The sequence below is a fragment of the Bythopirellula polymerisocia genome (assembly GCF_007860015.1).
GTDB lineage: Bacteria > Planctomycetota > Planctomycetia > Pirellulales > Lacipirellulaceae > Bythopirellula > Bythopirellula polymerisocia.
In genome coordinates this window covers 90,197-110,203 of sequence record NZ_SJPS01000001.1, presented here as the reverse complement: position 1 = coordinate 110,203, position 20,007 = coordinate 90,197, and the positions used below count along the sequence as shown (strand labels likewise).

The 20,007-nt window shown below is 52.2% G+C and carries 18 protein-coding genes; 4 read left to right on the top strand and 14 right to left on the bottom strand.

Features of this window, described 5'->3' with window-relative positions; genetic code table 11:
* Positions 1 to 75 precede the first annotated feature (75 nt).
* Positions 76 to 1,443, bottom strand: coding sequence for a GH1 family beta-glucosidase (locus tag Pla144_RS00455; protein ID WP_146447364.1), 1,368 nt, complete (start codon positions 1,441 to 1,443; stop codon positions 76 to 78).
* Positions 1,444 to 1,541: 98 nt separating this feature from the next.
* Between Pla144_RS00455 and Pla144_RS00450 the strand changes: the two genes are divergently transcribed.
* Positions 1,542 to 2,384: an endonuclease/exonuclease/phosphatase family protein gene (locus Pla144_RS00450; RefSeq protein WP_146447363.1), complete on the top strand. Its 843-nt coding sequence runs from the start codon at positions 1,542 to 1,544 to the stop codon at positions 2,382 to 2,384.
* 31 nt (positions 2,385 to 2,415) lie between these two features.
* Here Pla144_RS00450 and Pla144_RS00445 read toward each other — a convergent pair whose 3' ends face one another.
* Both Pla144_RS00445 and Pla144_RS00440 read right to left on the bottom strand, forming a co-directional pair.
* Positions 2,416 to 4,413, bottom strand: coding sequence for an MFS transporter (locus Pla144_RS00445; RefSeq protein ID WP_146447362.1), 1,998 nt, complete (start codon positions 4,411 to 4,413; stop codon positions 2,416 to 2,418).
* A gap of 99 nt (positions 4,414 to 4,512) precedes the next feature.
* A complete protein-coding gene (locus tag Pla144_RS00440) occupies positions 4,513 to 5,538 on the bottom strand; it encodes a LacI family DNA-binding transcriptional regulator (RefSeq protein WP_146447361.1) in 1,026 nt (341 codons plus the stop codon).
* Between the two features lie 224 nt (positions 5,539 to 5,762).
* Between Pla144_RS00440 and Pla144_RS00435 the strand changes: the two genes are divergently transcribed.
* Positions 5,763 to 7,211, top strand: coding sequence for a glucoamylase family protein (locus Pla144_RS00435; protein ID WP_146447360.1), 1,449 nt, complete (start codon positions 5,763 to 5,765; stop codon positions 7,209 to 7,211).
* Positions 7,212 to 7,257: 46 nt separating this feature from the next.
* Here Pla144_RS00435 and Pla144_RS00430 read toward each other — a convergent pair whose 3' ends face one another.
* From Pla144_RS00430 to crcB, 9 genes are all read right to left on the bottom strand, one after another.
* Entirely contained in the window at positions 7,258 to 8,832 is a 1,575-nt protein-coding gene (locus Pla144_RS00430; protein ID WP_146447359.1) for a sulfatase family protein, read from the bottom strand.
* 254 nt (positions 8,833 to 9,086) lie between these two features.
* Positions 9,087 to 9,317 (bottom strand): hypothetical protein, encoded by a 231-nt coding sequence (locus Pla144_RS00425; protein WP_146447358.1) that lies wholly within the window; start codon positions 9,315 to 9,317, stop codon positions 9,087 to 9,089.
* Between the two features lie 394 nt (positions 9,318 to 9,711).
* On the bottom strand, positions 9,712 to 10,011 hold the full coding sequence (locus tag Pla144_RS24360; RefSeq protein ID WP_197530280.1) for a hypothetical protein: 300 nt from the start codon (positions 10,009 to 10,011) through the stop codon (positions 9,712 to 9,714).
* A 437-nt stretch (positions 10,012 to 10,448) separates the two neighbouring features.
* Positions 10,449 to 11,519, bottom strand: a complete 1,071-nt coding sequence (locus Pla144_RS00415; RefSeq protein WP_231936200.1) for a prenyltransferase/squalene oxidase repeat-containing protein — start codon at positions 11,517 to 11,519, stop codon at positions 10,449 to 10,451.
* Between the two features lie 248 nt (positions 11,520 to 11,767).
* On the bottom strand, positions 11,768 to 12,073 hold the full coding sequence (locus Pla144_RS00410) for a co-chaperone GroES (protein ID WP_197530279.1): 306 nt from the start codon (positions 12,071 to 12,073) through the stop codon (positions 11,768 to 11,770).
* Positions 12,074 to 12,300: 227 nt separating this feature from the next.
* Entirely contained in the window at positions 12,301 to 12,747 is a 447-nt protein-coding gene (locus tag Pla144_RS00405) for a Minf_1886 family protein (RefSeq protein ID WP_231936107.1), read from the bottom strand.
* A 72-nt stretch (positions 12,748 to 12,819) separates the two neighbouring features.
* A complete protein-coding gene (locus Pla144_RS00400) occupies positions 12,820 to 13,743 on the bottom strand; it encodes a PSP1 domain-containing protein (RefSeq protein ID WP_146447355.1) in 924 nt (307 codons plus the stop codon).
* A 136-nt stretch (positions 13,744 to 13,879) separates the two neighbouring features.
* The gene (locus tag Pla144_RS00395) at positions 13,880 to 14,221 is read right to left on the bottom strand and encodes a DUF190 domain-containing protein (RefSeq protein WP_146447354.1); all 342 of its coding nucleotides are present in this window, start codon (positions 14,219 to 14,221) and stop codon (positions 13,880 to 13,882) included.
* A 3-nt stretch (positions 14,222 to 14,224) separates the two neighbouring features.
* Positions 14,225 to 14,605 (bottom strand): fluoride efflux transporter CrcB, encoded by a 381-nt coding sequence (crcB, locus tag Pla144_RS00390; RefSeq protein ID WP_146447353.1) that lies wholly within the window; start codon positions 14,603 to 14,605, stop codon positions 14,225 to 14,227.
* Positions 14,606 to 14,727: 122 nt separating this feature from the next.
* On the opposite strand from crcB, the gene Pla144_RS00385 reads away from it, so the two are divergent.
* Positions 14,728 to 15,312, top strand: a complete 585-nt coding sequence (locus Pla144_RS00385) for an anthranilate synthase component II (protein ID WP_146447352.1) — start codon at positions 14,728 to 14,730, stop codon at positions 15,310 to 15,312.
* Positions 15,313 to 15,327: 15 nt separating this feature from the next.
* Entirely contained in the window at positions 15,328 to 16,530 is a 1,203-nt protein-coding gene (locus tag Pla144_RS00380) for a molybdopterin molybdotransferase MoeA (protein ID WP_146447351.1), read from the top strand.
* Between the two features lie 118 nt (positions 16,531 to 16,648).
* Here Pla144_RS00380 and Pla144_RS00375 read toward each other — a convergent pair whose 3' ends face one another.
* Both Pla144_RS00375 and dxr read right to left on the bottom strand, forming a co-directional pair.
* On the bottom strand, positions 16,649 to 18,769 hold the full coding sequence (locus tag Pla144_RS00375; protein WP_146447350.1) for a M50 family metallopeptidase: 2,121 nt from the start codon (positions 18,767 to 18,769) through the stop codon (positions 16,649 to 16,651).
* On the bottom strand, positions 18,754 to 19,917 hold the full coding sequence (gene dxr / locus Pla144_RS00370; protein WP_146447349.1) for a 1-deoxy-D-xylulose-5-phosphate reductoisomerase: 1,164 nt from the start codon (positions 19,915 to 19,917) through the stop codon (positions 18,754 to 18,756). Before dxr ends, Pla144_RS00375 begins: the two co-directional genes overlap by 16 nt.
* Between the last annotated feature and the right edge of the window lie 90 nt (positions 19,918 to 20,007).

Genomic DNA, 20,007 nt, shown 5'->3' with positions numbered 1-20,007 from the left:
AGTCAGACTTCACTGCTTTTTCACTAACCACACCCGCCCGATTGCTCCTAGCAGTCGGGCGGGTGTTTTTTTGCTTTAGGAGATCAAACTCCCTCCATTGGTTTGGATCACCTCCCGATACCACCGTGCCGAATCTTTGGCGATCCGATGTTGTGTTTCAAAATCAACATGCACCAAGCCAAACCGCTTCCCGTAACCATCGGACCACTCAAAATTATCTAACAAGGACCAGAGGAAGTAGCCGCGCACATCGACCCCGTCGCCGATCGCCCGGTGGAGTTCCCCGAGGTAGCGAGCCAGATAATCGATCCGCTGGGGGTCGTGAACCTCGCCATCGAGGGCTACCCAATCGATATTGGCCATGCCGTTCTCAGTGATGTAAATCGGCTTCTTGTATCGCTCCCAGTGGTAGCGAGCACCCCAGTAGAGCGATTCTTCGCACACCGGCCAGTCAAATGCAGTCCGCGCTGCTCCCGGCGGAACCGGCAACTCCTCGTACGAGCCATCGCCCGTGCTCCTTACGTAGGTGCCTGTGTAGATATTCAGGCCTAAGAAGTCGAGCGGTGCGGAGATCGTCTCCATTTCCTGCGGCGTGGTCGACGGGACGGCTGAGCCGAATTCGCGCAGGCCCGCTTCGGGGTAGGAACCCAAAAAGACGGGATCATTAAACCAGGTGTTGCTCCACAGATGGTCAGGCGTGCCGCTCATGGCCAGTTCTGCGGCTTCAACATCAGCAGCGCTCTGGCTGGCGGGCATCATTGCAATCCCCACGGGAGCCCAGCCCACTTGTGGAGTCGTCCTAGCCACAGAGCGAATCTCGGCTACGGCCAAGCCATGTGCCAGCAACACGTTATGGCTGGCCAGCAACCGCTCCTCCAGAGATAGCCGAAGTCCCGGTGCGTTGATGGCATCCACCAGTCCATACCGCAGAAAGACCTGGGGTTCGTTGATCGTGAACCAATGCTGCACCCGGTCGGAAAGCCGTTCGACCACTATGCGGACGTACTCGGCAAACCAGCGAGGGCTCTGGGGGTTGAGCCAGCCCCCCTTATCTTGCAGATCCTGAGGAAAGTCCCAGTGAAATAAGGTAACCCAAGGCTGGATTTGTCGTTCCAGCAAGGCGTCAATGAGCGCGTCATAGTAATCAAGACCCAGCTCGTTGATATCCCCGTTGCCGGTGGGCAACACGCGAGGCCAGGAGATAGAAAGTCGATAATTGGGGATTCCCAACTCACGCATCAGGTCGCAATCCTCTCGATAGCGATGATAATGGTCGCATGCGACGTGGCCCGTGTCGCCGTTGCGCACTTTGCCCTCGGCAGAGAACAGGTCCCACACGCTTGGTCCCTTGCCATCGACGTCGGCGGCCCCTTCGATCTGGTAGGCCGAAGTGGCAACGCCCCAGGTAAATTCGGCAGGAAATATGCGCGGCTGGTCAGCCATGAGGATTTGTTACCCTTGGAGTTCACGGAAAACTATGAGAGACTCGTGAGTGCCCTGCAAACTGAAACTATTGGCATCCATTTTCTCAGAGATCTGAAATGTTGAATTCATATTCGAGCGTGATTCTCTTGTGCTGTTTAGCATTGTCTACGTCTGTAGCTAAAACAGAAGAGGCCGTGCGGGTAATGTCTTTTAATATCCGCTATGGGACGGCACCTGATGGTGACAATTCATGGCCAAATCGCAAATCGCTAGTGCTAGATGTGATCCGCGATTTTGAGCCACATCTCTTGGGATTGCAAGAAGCTCTGCGTGGGCAATTGGATGAACTCACTGCGGCGTTCCCTCAGTATGTCGCTATAGGAGTCGGTCGCGAAGCCGATGGGAATGGTGAATATTCAACACTCCTGTTCGATCGCAGTCGCTTTGACCTGTTGGAGGGGGAGACCTTTTGGCTGTCCGATACTCCCAACAAGCGTGGTTCACACAACTGGGGCAATGAACTCCCCAGGGTTTGCACCTGGGCGCGACTGGTGGATCGCACGACTGGCGAGTCATTGCAGGTATGGAACACGCATTGGGACCACGTATCTCAACCGGCCCGCATTGGCAGCGGACAGTTGATTGCCGACCGCATTGCCAAGCTACCGCCCGACGAACCGGTCATCTTGATGGGAGACTTCAATGTTGGCCCTACCAATGAAGCCCGGCACCCGTTTGCTAAGCCGGGTCTCAGAGAATCATATCTTGTACTGCACCCTGACGGTCAAAATATCGGCACATTCAATGGCTTCCAGGGAACGACCTCTGGCGAGAAAATCGATGCCATTTTCGTTAACGATCGCTGGAAGATATTAGAGGCAAACATCGTCCGTACCCAGCGCGACGGTCGCTATCCCTCAGATCATTTTCCTGTTACAGCGACGTTGAGTGTGAAGTGATGAGTGATGAGTGATATATAACCACCAGCCACTAACCACTAACCACTAATTCCTCACGCCTTTTCTTCAACTCTTCTTTAATCTCATAACAGCGCTCTTCTGTGAGCGAATAGCGCAATGTGAGCCAGATCGAGACGATGCTCAGTAGCAGTGGCAGACCGATCTCGACCAAGCGGAGGCGGAATAAAGTGAGTGGGGCCTGTTTCTTGAGCAGTGCCGCGACGGCAAGCATCTCATTGGTTTGGCTTGCCAATTCTGCCGGGTTGGTTACCAATTCGGCTGCTTGTGTTTCGAGCGCCGCTGCAAGTTTAGCGGTTTTTTCCAGATGCATTTTGAGCTGCCCAGTATTGTCTGCCTGGCTGGGCAGATCGTTGATTCTTTTTTCAAAGTGATCATTGAGCTTAGTGATATGTTTCTGGACGGTTGCGATATGTTTGTTGACGGCCTCGAGGCGTTCAGGTGGTGGAACGCTAGATTTGCCCCATTCTTCGATGTCCGCGTTGAGGACCTCGATGCTTCCACGCAGAGAGTTTGCTGAAACGTTTTGCTGTTCATCGAAACTCGTAAACACTAAAAGCACGCCTGTGACAAAGCTCGCAAACGCGGTGCCCATCTTGATAAACCACCAATAGACACTGTAGTAGCTTCCCTCAGATCGCGTGCCGGTACGCAACTCGTCTTCATCGCAAATGTCACCGACCATCGACGAGCCCAATGTGAAAAACATCAACATTCCTGCTGAAAGCAACGTCGTGGGGATGAGTACCAAGTAGGGAAGCTCAGGGTTATAACAGACGATCTTCGTGAGCTGTGCGGTGCACATTAGCAAAATCGCGATTAGCAGAGTCTTGTTTTTTCCCAGTCGCCGGCTGATCCAATTCAAGGGGAATACGGCGATGAGTCCCGTAACAGCCCAAGTAGTGCCCCCCCATCCTAGCAGCGTGCCAGCGGCAACTTCATTGCCACCATAGAGATAAAAGATAGTGATGTAATAATTGAACAGCGCGACGAAGTTGAATCCCATGGCCAAGGTGAAGATAATCACCACCAGGCTGAGAAACGTCTTGTTGCTCATGGTCGTATGCATACTTTTCCAGAAGCCAGTTTTCTGCTGTTCTTTGACAACTGTAAAAGCTGGTTCGCGGAGAGAAAAAAACCACCACCAAGCCATAGGAGCCAGAATGGCGGCAATCAGGAGCGAAACATAGCGCATGCCATCGGCCACGTCTCCCCCAGGCCCACGAAAGAAATCCATCCCCGCCAGTGCGATCAGCCAGGGAGTGCCCATGGCAAATAAATTTCCCAGAAAACTTTTGGCACTGAATAACCGAGTCCGCTCGTGGTAGTCACTCGACATCTCCATGCCAAGCGCCCCATGGGGAATCTCAAAGATCGTGCAGGAAGTGAAGAAAATGAGCAGTCCCGCCAATATAAAACTGAGTTGAAACCAGTTATAGGCTGCTTCACTGGCAAACGACAACTTGATCCCCTCGCCTCGTGAAACCCACCAAATACCGAAAAAAATTATTGAAAATACGATTCCACCGATGAGAAGGTAGAGGCGGTTCTTTCTCGAACGAGATTGAAGAGATGCCTTGCATATCATGAATAAGACAATGATCCCTCCAAGAAGAAAACTAAATTGGACAAAGTTGTAAAAACCATCACTCGCCAGGAGGGACCGTATCCACTCGCCGCGTGGCACCCACCACATGGCGACGAAGCTCACAGCGACTGCCAGGGTACCGATTAAGATGAAGGGTCTCCGCCGACCCCAGCGAGTCCGGGTGTTATCAGACAAATGCCCAATGATGGGGTCCGAGATTGCATCCCACAACCGGGGAATAATCATGATCGTACCCAACCAAAACGCACTCAGTCCCAGCGAGATATTGCCCAGCAAGCCCATGAGCTGCCCGGCGATATTGAACAAGGCAATCGGGATCACGCCTCCCATGCCGTAGGCAATCAATTGGTTCCAGGGGACACGATCCTCTGCTGGAATCGTATGCCGTTGGTGAGTCGACATCGTGGGGCAGACCTGTGTGAGAAAAGTTGAGTGGAAAAGAGTGTCATGTCCGTCGGACGCGGTGCAAGGGTCACTTGAAGTGACGAAAGACAAAAAGACTCAGTAAATGGACGCTCCTCTCGATGTTCCACACGATTCCCGTATGACTAGATTGGAGTGCAGTGTAATCTTGACAGGTGGGCGTTCTGGCTCTTTCAGTCGCTGGCAAAGCAACTCAACGGCCTGTGCCCCCATGCTAGACATGGGAACGTGAACCGTGGTAAGCCGCGGCCTGGTCATGATGGCAATGCGGGTGTCATCGAAGCCGACCACGCGGATTTCTTCAGGTACGGAAATGTTCTTTTCTATGGCTGCGTCAATAATTCCAGCAGCCATTTCATCGTTTGCCGCAAAGATAAAGGCCTCCGACTCCGCCCACTCTTTCACTTTCTCAATACCAAGGTCGAATGCCTTTTCGTAACTAAAATCCAAATGGTAGATATCTTTAGAATCGACATCTAGTGAAGATTGCCGCATGGTCTCTCGATAGGCTGCAAGTCGATCGATAGTGTCGATATTTGTTTTGGGCCCTCCAACAAAGACAATATTTTTCGCGTGTCGATCTTCGATCAAGTGTTTCATCATTTCCTCGGCACCATGCCGTTGATCGATGACAACACTGTCGTGATTCACACGATCGACCTGGCCATCGAGCACCACAAACGGGGTCGTGACCCCAGCAAGTGTCTTCTTGGCCTTTGAATCGATCTCCGAGACCATCACGACGATTCCATCGACCAATCCATGGTTGGAAACGGCAGACAATACCGAATGGCCGTCATTCTTGCCCCCCACCGAGGACACCATCAATTGGTAACCTAAGTCATGGGCTTTGTTATTCGCACCGCGGATGATTTCCGAATAGAATTCGCCGTGAAGATCGGGCAATACCAGACCCAGAATATTACTCTGCTGGAGCATCAGCCCCCGTGCAAACACGTTGGGACGATAATTGAGTTCCCTGATCGCAATTTCCACGCGCTTGCGCGTTTTATCATTGACTATGTTGCGACGATTAAGCACGCGAGAAACTGTGCTGATAGATACATTTGCTTTCTTGGCAACGTCTTCGATCGAAGCAGGCATTGGATACTCTCCAAAGGGACGCAAAATTCCATTTTTGCGACATCGTAATTGACAGCGCTTTCAATCAATCTTATTCTGAGTTTGTAGCACTTGTCAATGAATCCATTCGAAGTCCGTGACGTTTTTAATCAATTTATCTGTGTGGAGTATCTGTACCAGACTTCGCTGGAAGCATCCTCATCTTTCTTTCTCACTCTCACATACAATTTAACTTTGGAGTCATCATGCACACCAAGAGATGTTTGACGAACCCACAATGGATCGTCTTTTTTCTGGGAATGATGCTCTCTTCGAAGATGGCCTTTGCTCAGGAAGACGTATTGCGATCCAAGGAGGCGACCGAAGCCCTCACTCACGAGTTTAGTACCGATGACGAGATCTTGCTCGATGAAATCCAGCGGGGATGCTTTCAATTCTTGTGGGAAGAGGTGGGAGACCCTGTTCCGCTTGTGATGGACAGACTGACTGACGATCGGGTATCGAGTCTAGCAGGCGTGGGATTTCAACTCTCCGCGATTCCCATTGGCGTCGAGCGCGGGTGGATTACTCGACAAGAGGGCCTGGATTACAGTCTAGCCATTCTAAAAGGAATCGTACCGCGCAATGACAACAAGAAGTTTGGTATTTATCTCCACTATGTCGACTTGAATAACGGTGGAATGCACCAAGAGCAAGGTCCACAGGTTCAGGCCAGCACCGTCGATCACGCTCTTTTGCAGGCAGGCGCCATGACCGTGGCCAGTTATTTTGGTGGTGAAGTTGCCGAATTGGTTGACCAGATGGTATCGCAGGCGAACTGGAAAATCTATGAAACCAAACCAGAGGGATTCATTTCGTTTGGTTGGCGCCCCGACGACGAAGGCCATGACTTAGAGACTCCTGGAGAGTTTCGGCCCTGGAATTGGCACGACGCCAGCGCTGAGGAACAGCTTGTTACTTTCTTAGCAGTTGGATCTCCGGTTGCTGAACACGCCGTCCCGCCGGAAGTGTATTATCGATTGCATCGAGTGCTGAAAAGCCATAAAGAGATGCCTCCTTACGCGGTGTCTTGGGCCGGCCCTCTTTTCACTTACTTCTTCAATCATTGCTGGATCGACTATCGCTCTTTCGGAGCGGATAACCCGGCTCAATTTGGTGTCGATCAGTCGAGGATCGATTGGTTTGAAAACTCCCGGCGGGCGATGCTCACACATCGTCAGCGTTGTATCGAGAAAGCGGATGAGTTTAAGACGTTCGGGCCTGATTCCTGGGGATTAAGCCCGGCGGCCGACGTTAATCCAGATGGCACGATCGGCTACATCGTCCAATCGGTGCAACCTAATCTCGAGGAGAGGGACAACTTCTGCGGTGGAACAGTCACCCCCTACGCTGCCGGTTCAGCGATTATGTTTGTGCCCGATCTGGCAGTAGAAGCTCTCCGACATTTTCGCAATCTTAAGGATACAGACGGAAAACATATCGTCTGGCGAGACATTGACGAAGGAGGCTACGGCCTGCTCGACAGCTTCAACCTGGATCGCACCGAGCAGCAGGGAACTCCCGACTATATTAGTATCGACGAAGGACCGATGTTGCTGGCGATCGAAAATGCTCGCACGGGCTTGGTTTGGAAGCTCTTCATGCAGCACCCCAGTGCGCAACTAGCTGTCGAAAGGCTAAAGTTGAAGGAATAAGAAGAAATGGGAAACCAAGGATAGAAGCAATTTGTTCTATTTTCCATTACTTACTGTCCGGGTCGTTCTCAGTAACTTCAAGTTCCGAACGTAACCGTTGCAATTCGGCCAACATCGTCGCTTGCACGTCAGCGTACTTTTCTTTGCCGTATACAGAGTGCATCTCCTGCGGATCGTTTTCCAAATCGAACAGTTCCCACTCGCCGAGCTTGTAGAAGTTAATCAGCTTGTAGCGACCATTGGTGACACCATAATGCTCACAGACTTTGTGTCCCCCGTCGGCTCCCTCGTAGTAGTGGTAATAGAACGAGTCACGCCAGTCAGCAGGGGGAGTCTCGCGGAGCAAGGGCTCCAGGCTCGCCCCTTGCATATCGGCGGGAATCTCTGCATTGGCGAGATCTAAAAACGTCTCCGCAAAGTCGAGATTTGAAACGATTCGCTTCTCAACGCTTCCTGGCTTGGTGACTCCTGGCCAACGCACCAGTAGCGGTGCGCGGAGCGACTCTTCGTACATGAATCGTTTGTCGAACCAACCGTGTTCTCCCAAGAAGAATCCTTGGTCAGAACTGTAGATCACCACGGTATTATCAGCCAGCCCTGCTTCATCAAGATAGTCGAGCACCTTTCCGACACTGTCGTCCACTGAGGCTACACAGCTGAGGTAATCCTGCAAAAACCGTTGATACTTCCAGCGGACGAGGTCCTTCCCCGCAAGGTCTCCGTCATAATAGGCTTTATTTTTTTCGCGATAAGCTGCCTTCCACGCAGTCAGTTGATCGTGGGTCATTTTTCCATAGAACCAGTCCCTGGCGCGTGTGTTATTGGGGTTATTCAGATCTTCCCGATCCCATGCTTTGAGATCTGGTCCGCCGATGCTCATCTGATTATCTTCAGCGATTCGCATTTCTGCGCGGGCAGCTGCTGAGGAGCGGTTTTCGTAATCGTCGAAGAGATTGTCAGGTTCAGGGTAGACGTGATCTGTGTTGTCAGTCAACCGATCAGGGGCTGGATCCCAAGGCCGATGAGGAGCCTTGTGTTGCATCATCAACATGAAGGGCTTTTCAGGATCCCGGCCTTGCTTCAGCCAAGCAAGAGTCTGTTCGGTGAGTAAGTCGGTGGTATAGCCAAGGTACTGCACCTGCCCCCAGGGAGTCACAAACTTGGGCTGATAGTAGTAGCCTTGATGCTCTAGGATGTGCCAGTAGTCGAACCCGGTCGGCATACTCTTCCGGCCAAGATGCCACTTGCCGATTAGCGCCGTCTGATACCCCGCCTGTTGCAACAGCTTGGGAAACGTTCGTTGTGTCCCATCAAACTCTTCATCGTTGTTATAGTAGCCGTTCTTATGGCTGTACTTTCCAGTGAGGATACAGGCCCGGCTAGGACCACAAATCGAGTTGGTCACATAGCATCGATCGAAACGCATGCCCCCATCCGCGATTCGATCTAAATTTGGTGTCTCGATTAATTTCGAGCCGTATGCAGAGAGTGCCTGAGTTGCGTGGTCGTCAGTAAAGATAAAGAGAATATTGGGACGCTCATCAGCAAATGCAAAGGCATGAAAAGTGATAAAGATAACGACTTGAAAAGGACTTGCAGAGAAGTTAATGGTTCTTCCCATGGTTAGCCTGCCGCCTTGATTGAATAGAATTGCAGTTAGCTTGAGTATGGCTACATTTGGCGGTTCTTACAATCACTACATAAACTGGAATCACTCGCGATTTGTTGGATGTTTCTTTGACTATTAAACTCTTGAGCTACTGTAGTAATCGATACTGGAATACTCGGTCCGTTGATTCTTTTTGGTATTGCTACAAGCAGAGTTCCCGCTCTCCAAGTTGGAGTGCGGGAACCTCTGAACCAATTCTGCTCACTCTAGAATCCTACGCCGACAAATACACCGGGGCCGTAGACCACGGGAGCGCGGTAAATGGGTCGACGATAGATGACTGGCCCGGCAACCACTCGACGGGCGATTGGATACGGAGGACCCAGCACTCGGCGGACTGGTGCGATCCGTCGATAGCCCCAGGCATTGGCAGCGGGTGCGTCGGCGATGGCCAAACCTGCGACGACAGCCAACATGATTATCAGTTTCTTGTACATGGTTTCTCTCCTGCGGTTACCCCCAGCGGCAGTGAGGTGGGACTTGCAAAACAGTTTGCCGCTTTGCAATGACAATTGTGCACCTTGCGTGCCAACTGACCTAGTTGGCGTCCTAAGTTTATGTATGGAAAAGACTTGCGACACTACTGTGTCATAAAGACGACCTGCCGACAGCTAGCAGTGTTATCAAATATACCACACTAATATCTCAGAATGGTCTACGAAGTGATGTCATTTGGGTTCCTCTTGCGTACTGTCCCCCCTCCTGGTGGCCAAAGTAGTCTAGAAAACTGCATTACGAAATAAAAAGAGGCCGACGGCAAACCCTTGCCGACGGCCTGATAAACGAAACTTTTGGCGAATCCCTGCCAGAGATAGTCTTCAACCTGGCTGCTCAGAAACCAATCGAGACTCCAAACCCGCTGTAAGAGCGACCATAGCCGCCCGACCCGCGGTAGTAGGACACACCGCTACCGCCATAGTAACCCGGGCCGCCCCCATAGTACCCAGGACCACCGCCGTAGTAGCGGGCACTGCGATATGCAGGAGAACCACCGTAGTAGCCACCATGGTGATGGTGTCCACCGTAGTAACCGCCTCCTCCGCGATAACAACCACCTGCTTCGGCGGTCGACATTCCGGCAAACGCGATTGTGACAATCGCCGCCACACTCAATAAGATTTTCCGCAACATGATACTCTCTCCTATGCACTGGGGGGGATTCGCTGAACTGGTCAGCTATTTATTCATCAGCCTGTTTCGCACGCTAGCTACAAGAGTGCGTCCTGTTTGCTGGTTAGGGTATTTCGCATTTAGTGTGCCAACTCGCGACCTCAAGGCGCATCTCGTTACCTGACACCACATTGCGAATTCTGTCGTTAAAACCCCACCCCCACTACGAAGAGACTTCTTGCATTCGGTTTGAATACATTCGTTGTCAAAACTACCACGAGCGAGAAATCGCAACGTGTTGGCAAGAAGAGAGATAGAGTTTACTCAACCGCTAGCACCGACGTATCAAGCAGAGGTTAACGCAGCTTAGATCAAAACCGGTTTCTGCGGCTCACCGATGCGTCGTACTCACCATGGCGGAGTTAGAAGAAAATCATGAGACCATGAGTCGACCCGACCTATCGGCAATAGGAGAGTGCCAATAGCGCATAGCCGGTGACCAAATTCGGATCCCCTTCGAGCCAGCGAACATTAGAATTAACCCAACTTCCGTCGGGTTGCTGGCGCTCGGCGAACTCGGCAACTAGTTCTTCTCGCCAATCATGCGACTTACCTGAATCGTCAACGAACTCCTGTTCGCCAATGGCGTCCAGCGATTTAGCAAAAGTGTGGTAGTAGTAGAAGAGTCCACTATCTCCCATTCCTGGGTTCTCGCCCAATGTGTAGTTCTTTTGTGCCCATTCGAAGGCAGCTTTCACTCGAGGGTCATTAGCTTTAACCCCTGCAAAGATCATGCTCTTGAGACCCGCATAAGTCATCGAACCGTAACTCCGCAGCCCACCATCCTCTTCGCTTCCCGCTTGACTGGAGCCACCCGCTGCAATGGTGTAATAAAATCCTCCGTCAGGATTTAAGTCAGCATATTTGGTGTCGTTGTATTTCGTAGCTAAGTTCTGGCATCGCGACACGAAAATCAGTGCCCGCTGGATTGCCGGGTCGTCATCGCCGCGGCCCAAAGTATGTAGAGTGTCAATCAAGAACGATGTATTCGAAAGATCAGGGCGTGAATGGGAACCATAACCAGACCCACCGTAGGCTTCTTGGGAAGGCTCGATCCCTTCGGCCTGATCCCACTGTTCGCCTTTGATAAAGGATTCCGCGTTGGCAATCAGCTTGTCGTACTTGCCATCCGTGTTTGCTTCATGGAACGCGACCACAGCTATACACGTCTCATAGTTGCGATGAGTGCTACCTGGTTGATAAATTCCCCCATCCGGTTGAACAAACTGTCGCAAGTAAGCCAGTGACTTTGCAACGAGTGGCTCTTCAGGAGAATAGCCATTTCGCAATAAGGCCGTGGCAACTAGCGAGGTGACTCCAGTGCCGGCATCTTTGCTAAAGGATCCGTCATCGTCCTGGGCTGCGACAAGAAATCCGACAGCCGAATCAACCAGTTTAGAAATCCGAGAGGCTTCTTCCGTAGCTGCAGCCTGTGCCTGTTGAATCCAAATCGCCTGGCAACATGCCATCAAGAAGGCGCTTGCACAGAGAGACAAACAGAATGAGGGCCTATGCTTACACTGCATCGGAGACTCCGCTTCGAAAACTTTATGGTTAGAAATTCTGTAAACCGTTAAGTGAAATCGTACCGCGCGAGTGTCAGGAAGTGAAATCCCTGTTCCCGGAAATTCTGCCTAAGTGGATTGAAAGACAATTTGACGTGTCGTATCAATCGACACGCATGTGGCAGGATTCGACAAGCAATGCATCAAGAGGGCTAGCGGATAATCGCCAGCACGTCACTTGTGCGAAGAAAGAGCAACGATTCCCCATCGATGGCCACTTCGTTGCCAACATAGCTGCCGAACACGACTCGATCACCCTCTTTCACTTCGGGAGCCGACCGTTTGCCGCTGGGTAACAAACTACCATCTCCCACGCTAAGCACGCGGCCTTGCTGAGGCTTCTCTCGTGCAGCATCAGGAAGGACAATTCCGCCCGCCGTCGTTTCTTCCGCGGTTAGTCGTTTAACGACCAAATTGTCGCCGATAGGAACCACATTCATCTTGTTATCGGTCTCCATTTTCCAGGAAATTTATACCAGCTACCTTAATCATTAGTTCTATTGAAGATGCTGGCGGTCCGTTGTTCAACTGAAAAAAGCCATCCAGGCGAGAAATATCAGCCAGACCGTGAGGAAAAAACTGGAAAGAATAAGTTGCCAGCGACTAGCTTGCGGGGGATTTGGGATTATTGCTGGAGGATTTGGTTGTTGGCTTGTGCGAGATGCATGCTGCTTTTTTGCCGTCATCAGCAACTGTGCTCCTCGCCAGTATCAGGAAGCGAAAACTGAAAACTATGCTGAAAGCCTTCGTCAAAGTCAAACACGTCGTCAAAGTCCTCGCGCTGATCGTGGGGGGTCTTTCTCATCTGTTCAATCTTGATGAGGTTGAACACGATTTCACCAAAGTCGCCTGTTGATTTAATCCCCCAACTATTCAATACGCATTTGGCCATGTAGCCATACTGCTCTTGGGCATACAATCGCATTGCTTCACAAAGCTCCTGCCCAGTAACGTGCTTCTCAGGCTCCTCTTCTTCTTCCGCAGAATCCTCAGGATAGTGTTCCGTTCCCATTCCAAGTTTTTCTTGTGCATGGCGCAATGCTTCGAAGACAAAAATGTAAGCTTCCAATTTGTAGCGCTTGTCGCGAGCCAGCAACTCTGCTAACGGATGATCGGGGTCCAGCATGTTCATGGTTGATGTCAATTCTTGAATAATAGTTGGCGACAAATGAAAGGGGGAAATGGATTCGCCTTCTCTTACATCTTACTCCGCAGACGAGGATTCGTCATTATGTGGCTCAGAGTTATCTCCTCGCGGGCTAGAATTTCCGTCGGGCGGCTGATTTGTAGAGGATTTTGTAGCCTGTTTACGCTGCCCAGGCTTTCTTAGCACCGTCAGCACAGCCGATCCATCCAGGGCCAAATGCCGCATGTCCTCCATCTCGACAAGAATGCGTCCCACCAGAATTTCCTGGGCCAACACTCGACCTCGACCCTCATTGGTAACAATTTCCGATCCAACGGGAGGAAGCTCTTTCTGCAGCTCTTGGTAGGTATCATATTCATAGCGCAAGCAACATTTCAGCCGTCCGCAGCGTCCAGAAATCTTACTGGGATCCAGGGTCGCTTTCTGCAGTTTTGCCATCCGCATTGAAACTGGGGGCATCTCGGATAGATGCGTGTTGCAACAAACTGGCTTGCCACAGTCGCCATAGTCGGCCAGCAACTTGGCCTCGTCACGGACGCCGATTTGTTTCATCTCGATGCGAGTTTGAAACTCGTGGGCGAGGATTTTTACCAACTGCCGAAAATCGACACGATCCTCGGCCAGATAATAAACCACCACTCGTTCACCACCATAGATTCGTTCCACGTCGACCAGTCGCATATCGAGCTGGAGCTGCTCGATCTGCCGCTGGCAAGTCGAATGCTCGAGTTGCTGCTGTTCGAGGAGTCTCCGAAGTTCTCCCGAATCGTCGGCAGTGGTCTCACGCAATATCTGACCATTCTTGGGATCAGTCAGATTCGCCAGAGCCAACTCGTTGGCCTCACACAATACTTCCCCCACTTCGAGTCCGCGACTTGTCCGGGCAATCACTTGCACCCCACGTGCGTAGCTATCATTGCCGCGAGTGGAGAACACTCCCAGATGTCGCATCACGCCATGTCGAATTACATATTTGGGCATATGGCGATCTTATCGGAAAGGTGGTGAGTCGAGTAATAGACGTTTTCCGTTAGTATATCGAATCCGATTACAGGAAGGTAGGTGAGCAATAACTTGAGAGTAGCCTGGCAAACCTCAAACTAGAGGATCCCGAGGGTCACTCACCTCCATTCGCCCGGTACTTGAGTACTTGCACTCTTTCCAGGGTGACCAGACCTTCCTTGACCATTACGTCGATGTGAGGCATCAACTCGTCGATTTTCTCCCGCGCGTCGACAATCTCTATGATCACGGGCAGGTCCGTAGAAAGACGCAAAATCTTTGATGTGTGCAACCGACTCGTCGCGCCGAATCCCATTGGTCCGCGTATCACGGTAGCACCTGCCAGATGCAACTCTCTGGCCTTGAGTACAATTGCTTCATAAAGTGGTGTCCCCTGCCATTGGTCGCTTTCACCAATGAACACGCGCAGCAAATAGCCTTCTTCAGGAATCTTCATTTTTTATACTCCGTACCAGCGTTCGGCCAATCGGTATCCCAGCAAAACAGCTGAAATGCCAAACACACAATTCAGCAGCATGTTCATCATCGCTAGTCGAAATTCGCCTCCGTTTGCCAGGTGGAAGGATTCTAGACCGAAGGTAGAAAAAGTGGTGAAACCTCCCAATAGCCCAACCGTTAATCCAATGCGAATTTCTTCACGAACTAGTTGGGGTCCTGCAAAGAAACCCGCCAGCAATCCCAAGGCAAAGCAGCCCAAGATATTCACACTCAGCGTACCCAGGGGAAAAGTGCCGGGCGCAATTCTCTGAACCCAACCCGTCATCGCATAGCGCAAGAGGGAGCCACCCGCACCGCCAAGTGCTATAAACAGCCATTTCATTATGTTTGCTTCCGATGGTTGCTGCGAATCACTCCCCTGCCGTCGGAGAACGCAATGAACTAGAATAACGGTTTTAGTGTCCCAGTGCCAAAGGGTCCCATTGCTGAACGCTTGAATTTGCCATGATTCAGATTATCGATAACTACGACTCCTTTACTTACAACCTCGTCCAAAGGTTAGGGGAAATCGATCCGCTATTGGAAATCTGTGTCGACCGGAATGATCAGATATCAGTTGACGAGATCTTGGCACGTCGCCCCGATCGAGTGATTATCTCTCCCGGCCCGTGCACTCCCACCGAAGCAGGTATCTCATTGGAATGTGTCACTCGACTCAGAGGCAAGTTCCCCCTACTGGGTGTTTGTCTTGGCCACCAATCGATCGGCCAGGCACTGGGAGGCACTATTGTCCGTGCTGGTCGCTTGATGCACGGCAAGATCGACCAGATTTATCACGATGGTAGTGCGCTCTTCGCCGGATTGGAGAATCCCTTTCAGGCGACTCGCTATCACAGCTTGGTGATTAAGCCTGATACGATTCCCCGTGAGTTACTTGTTACCGCTTGGAGCGAAGATCCTGCGGGCGGGCGCGAGATCATGGCTGTGGAACATCGTTCACAACCACTGTTCGGTTTGCAGTTTCACCCAGAGAGTTTTCTTACTCACTCTGGAACGAACATCCTGCGGAATTTCCTGGCCGTGAACTAAGAAATTGAGGCAGTCATGCTAACCGTCTTCGAAGCCTTAGAACTCGTTGCTCAGTCGGCACTGCCGCTCGCTGCTCGGTCCGTACCTTTGGGCGAGGCACTCGGAACAAGGCTTGCCGAGGCAATCGTTAGCGACATCGATTCTCCTCCCTTTGATAAGTCGATGCTCGACGGCTACGCCATTGACGTTCAGGATTCTTCTCCGAATCGGCAGATTGTCGAAGAGGTAATCGCCGGCGGGGTGCCCCATCACTCGGTGAAACCCGGTACCACGATTCGCGTAATGACCGGTGCACCAATGCCCGAGGGTGCGAATGCAGTCGTGAAACACGAAGATACCTCTCTGATGAGCGACACAACCGTGAAGCTGCCCGATACGCTCCCCCACGAAGGCTACGGCATCTTTCTTCGAGGCAGTTCATTCCACGCAGGGGAAGAAGTCCTGCCAGCAGGCAAACGGCTTCGGTCGATTGACTTGGCTTTGCTCGCAGAAGTGGGGTGTGGCAAAGTCGAGGTCGTCCCCCACCCGCGAGTCGCAGTACTCGCCACGGGAAATGAATTAGTCGAATGTGGCGAATCTCTTGCTCCCGGACAAATACGAAATAGCAACAGCCCCATGCTTGTGGCTGCTTTGCGAGAGGTTGGCGCAACTCCCGTCGAACTTGGCATCGCCCGCGATGACCCAGGCGAACTCAAGTCTGCCATCGAAACTGGCTTGGAAGCCGATGTCCTACTAATTACGGGCGGAGTGTCTGCGGGAGTGATGGACCTTGTGCCTGGAATACTCACTGAGCTTGGCGTCACGAAGGTTTTCCACAAAGTCCGCATGAAGCCGGGCAAACCCCTGTGGTACGGAGTGCGTGAACTAGCAGGGCATCGCACCCTCGTGTTTGGTCTGCCGGGAAATCCCGTGAGCACATTGGTCTCGTTCGTGCTGTTCGTGAAACCGTCTCTCACAGCCCTCGGAGGTGCGGCCTTCGAACAATCTCCAGCTCTACGTGGCACTCTAACCACATCTGCTATTCATCGGGGCGGTCGTCCTACTTACCATCCCTGTCAACTGGGGCAAGCAATGGACGCCAGCCTCAGTGTAAGACCTCTCCCCTGGCGCGGCTCCGCTGATCTCGCGGCGCTGACACGCGCAAATGGTTTGATTGTTCTTCCCGCGGGGGACTATGAATTGACAGTGGGCACCGCAGTTGAAGTGATGAGACTGTAGCTGAAAAGAGCGGATAACCACGGCCTCTGATTGATGCCTCTTAGTTGCCCTTGCTGAACTCCTCACGGACTGTTCTGGCATTCTATGCAATAGATTCTTGCTTGCCCCTCTAATGTGCCTACAGATTCCGATCAATCCATCCGAAGTCAAGCGAGATCACAAAGAGCATCAAAGAGATAATGAACACAAATCCCACTGTGTGCAGAGCGACGACAAATCTCTCACTGGCCGGTCTGCCGCGGATACCTTCCCAGGCCAAGAAGACCATATGCCCACCGTCCAATAGTGGAATGGGCAGGAAGTTGATCACCGCAAGATTGGCGCTGAGCATTGTGAGAAACACCAAGAGCGCCCCTACCCCTTCAAAGGCCGAGTAACCCGCCGCTTTGGCAATCGTGATCGGACCTCCCAGCGAAGTGAGGGGAACCTGGGTCCCCAGTTTGCGGAGAAAGCGGTAAACCATTCCTAGCGAGTTTACCGTCTCGCGATAACCTAACTTGATTTGTTCCCCGAACGAGCTTGCGCGGCGAATCCGCTGGACTTCAACAACATTGAATCCACGCTCAGGCTCAAAGCTATCTGGCACGATCTGAGGCTTAAGCATGGCCGTCAAGGTCTCCGTGCCACGTTGATAGGTGAGCTTCACTTCATCGTTTGTGGACAAGCTCTGTAATAAATAGGTAAACTTGGGCCAGTTGTGACCGCCTTTTTCATTGAACTTTATGATAATTGGCTTAGGCTCTTTCATGCCAGCGATCGTGAACTCGGCCTCAGTGACCACATCGCCGCTCTGCATTCCGGCGGCAGCAGCGGGGCTATCGGGAATCACGTGATCTACTCGATTGAGTACTCGGTAGGCGATTCCCAAAGCTGGTACACTCAGCGGATCGTTATCCAGCCAGGAAGGTTCGACCCACGTTACGTTTCGCAAGCGAAGTTCCACCGGTTCGGTGGTTTGCTTGCCATCACTTGCGGCTGCCGAATGACGTACCGTGAGTTCGATTGTCCGGCCTTCCAATGCAAGCTTGCGCAACTGCTCAGGCAACATCATCGGATCGCCAAATAATCGATCCCCTTCGACAACTTCTGAGGCGGCTGCACCTGGGGCATAGCTAATTTTGTCGATGAAATCCCCTGGGGCAATCTTCTTGGCCGCCGCTTCACTTCCTTGCTCCACCGCAACAATCTTGCCAGGTTCCATAACGAGACCCAAACTGTGTGTGGGCAGCGGTGCAACCGTAATCGTCTCTGTCGTTCCACCGGTCCTTGGACCAAAGGGATTGTCTTTGGGGGCCTTGCCCCCACGTTGTACGGTGACTTCCAGCGGTTCGGCAGCCTGTTCCACTAGGGCAGACACCAATTGATAGTATTCGGTAATTGGCTGACCATTGATGGCCACTATCTCGTCATTGCCCTGAAACTTTGGTGTTGCTTCTGCCGCGGGCGAGCCCTTTGCAACAGGCATCTCTTCATTGAGACGTAATGAAAAAGGAGCAATGATGCCAACCTTCGGCAGCCCCGAATCCTGGCGTGGCTTAAGGATTATGTCTTCCTCTTTGCCAGTCGAAGCACGCAACACGGTAAAGGGAATTCCCTTTTCTAAGTCGCCCAGAGTTACGCCGCTCTTGAGATCTGTGAACGACGGATTCTCGACATTGCCGATCCGTGTGATCTCGTCTCCTGTGCGGATGCCGGCTTGATAGGCAGCCGAGCCGGGGGAAGTCTGGCCCACGATACAGGGGATGTACGGCACGCCGATCCCGTAAGCAATCACCGCAAAGATAAAGGCGAAGATCACATTCATGATCACGCCAGCCGAAATTATCGCCATTCGCTGGGGTACGCTCTTGGCTAAGTAGCTGCGGCTATCGACTTCGTACTTCGTGCCATCGGGGCCGACAATCTCTTTGGTTTGGATATTGCTCCCTTCGCGAACCTGGGACTCGCGAACTTGCTCGGCAATGTTAGCGGGATTGTCGTCCTGCCCGAGCATCTTCACATAACCGCCCAAGGGAAGGATGCCGATGCCATATTCTGTTTCACCCCACTTGTGGCTGAGCTTGTAGCCACCGATATCAAACCCAATAAAGAATTTTTCGCATTTTACGCCGCACATCTTCGCCACGGCAAAGTGCCCTAACTCATGGACAAAGATCACGGCCCCCAGCCCCAAAGCGACCTGGAGGATGACTATGATCCATTCCATCTGAGTTGCGACGGCAATCAAGCAAATACCCAATGCGAAACCTCCTGGCGAGCCCAACGATCGAGATCGATAAGTCGATCAAGGGTGGGGTCGGATTCAAAATTGTGAGATTGTAATACGCTCCGGCAGGCCGGGACGATTTCGGTAAAGTGTAGCTCACCGGCCAGGAAAGACCCAACCGCAGCTTCATTGGCACCATTCAGCACCGTTCCCGACGTTCCTCCCGAGCGGGCACACTGGTGCCCCAGTTCGAGGGCCGGATAACGGTCGGGGTCTGGTGGGGAAAACTCCAGCGAGAAACTTGCTCCCCAATCCAGTCGCTCAGCCACGCCGCCAACACGATCAGGATAATACAAAGCATATTGGATGGGGAGCCGCATATCAGGGGGGCTCATCTGGGCGATCACCGAGCCATCGACAAATTCAACCAGTGAATGGACCACCGATTGGGGGTGAATCGCCACCTCGATTCGCTCGCTGGGCACATCGAAGAGCCAGTGGGCCTCGATGATCTCCAGCGCCTTGTTCATCATGGTAGCCGAATCGACTGTTATTTTCGGACCCATGTCCCAATTGGGGTGCTCCAATGCTTCTGCTACGGTGACTTGTTTGAGTTGGTTCTGAGAAAGGTGGCGAAAGGCCCCTCCACTGGCCGTGAGTACCAGTCGTTCGACCTCAGCTGTTTGACCTGCACGAAGTGCTTGAGCAATGGCGCTGTGTTCACTGTCTACGGGGATTAATGTGGCCCCTCGCTCTCGAGCAAGTTGCATAACCAACGGCCCTGCCATGACCAGCGTTTCTTTATTCGCCAGGGCCACGGTCTTTTTGCTATCTAAAGCCGCCCATGTACTTTCGAGCCCTGCACGACCCACGATCGCTGCTAGCACCACATCGATCTGCGGTTGTCCGACAACCCGGTTGAGCTCGCTGCTGCCCATCAAAAGCTCAGTCCCTTTTGGCAGTTTTGACCAATCGAACTTTTCAGCCACTTGAATGTCCGTGGCGACAACCCAGCGTGGAGAGAATTCGACTGCTTGAGCCACCAGCAGATCCAATTGTGAGTGGGCAGAGAGGGCGGCCACTTGCAGCCGACCGCCACTAGCAGCGATCACACGCAGCGCATTCTTCCCAATGCTCCCGGTGGAGCCGAGTACTGCAATCTGTCGAGGCGCTTCGGCCATACGGAATCCGAGGATATTAACAGGGCGAGATACGACAGCCTACCTGCACAGCGACGAGCGGCAGATCTCCTGTCTATTTCAATTCCCTGA